The following is a 1306-nucleotide window of genomic DNA, read 5'->3' on the forward strand; positions in this document are numbered from 1 at the left end:
TGCTGGTCTCGCAGATGGCGTTTGCCGAGCGCGGCCAGTTGGAGCGCTATCTTGGCGCCGTTCAGCAGGTGGTGGACCGACACGACATTTTGCGTACGGCCTTTGTCTGGGAGGGGCTGTCGAGCCCGGCCCAGGTGGTGTGGCGGCGTGCGCCGCTGGAGGTGACCGAGGTCGAGCTGGATGCGTGTGACGGTTCCGGCGCCGAGGAGCTCAGGCGCCGGTTTGATCCGCGCCGGCACCGCATCGGCCTTGGCCGCGCGCCGTTGTTGCGGTTTGGGATCGCGCGCGAGCCCGGCAGCGGGCGCTGGCTGCTGCTGGAGTTGCAGCACCATCTGATCGGCGATCACACGACGCTGGAAGTGATGCATGCCGAGGTGCGGGCCGTGCTCGGCGGGCAGGCGCATGAGCTTGCGGCACCGCAGCCGTTCCGCAATCTGGTGGCGCAGGCACGGCTGGGTGTCGATGCCAAGGCGCATGAAGAGTTCTTCCGCTCGATGCTGGCGGACATCGACGAGCCGACCATGCCGTTCGGGCTGGGCGAGGTGCGCGGCGACGGCAGCGGGGTCGGCGAGGCGCGGCGGATGCTGCCGCAGGCGCTCAACGATCGGCTGCGGGAGCAGGCGCGGCGGCTGGGGGTGAGCCTGGCCAGCCTGTGCCATCTGGCTTGGGGTCAGGTGGTAGCGCGCAGCAGCGGGCGAGAGCAGGTGGTGTTCGGCACGGTGCTGTTCGGCCGCATGCATGCGGGTGCGGGCGCCGACCGGGCGCTGGGCCTGTTCATCAACACCCTGCCTGTGCGGCTTGACCTGGACGGAACCGGGGTCGCGGCGAGCGTGCGGACCACGCATGCGCGGCTTTCCGAGCTGCTGGCGCACGAGCATGCCTCGCTGGCGCTGGCGCAACGCTGCAGCGGCGTTGCGGCGCCGGCGCCGCTGTTCAGCGCGCTGTTGAACTACCGTCACAACACGCCGGCGGCCATGGCCGGCTCCGGCACGGATGATGGTCTGTCCGGGGTGGAATGGCTGGGCGGGGAGGAGCGCACCAACTATCCGCTGACCCTGTCGGTGGACGATTATGGCGAGGCGCTCGGCCTGACGGCGCAGGTGGTGGAGCCGGTGTCTGCGGATCGGGTCTGCGGCTACATGCAGCACGTGCTCGAGCAATTGGCGGAGGCGCTGGAGCGGGCGCCCGACAGGCCGGTGCGGGAGCTGGATATCCTGCCGGCCGCCGAGCGCACCTATCTGCTGGAGGATCTGAACCGGACGGCGGCGGCCTATCCGTCGCAGCGGTGCGTCCACGAGCTGTTCGA

The 1306-nt window shown here is 70.2% G+C and carries 1 protein-coding gene; it reads left to right on the forward strand.

From position 1 onward, the window contains the following. A partial coding sequence (locus NKI72_RS35040; RefSeq protein ID WP_352852257.1) for a condensation domain-containing protein occupies positions 1-1306 on the forward strand: 1306 nt, incomplete at both ends.

The sequence above is a fragment of the Mesorhizobium sp. M0437 genome (assembly GCF_040321335.1).
Taxonomy (GTDB): Bacteria; Pseudomonadota; Alphaproteobacteria; order Rhizobiales; family Rhizobiaceae; genus Mesorhizobium.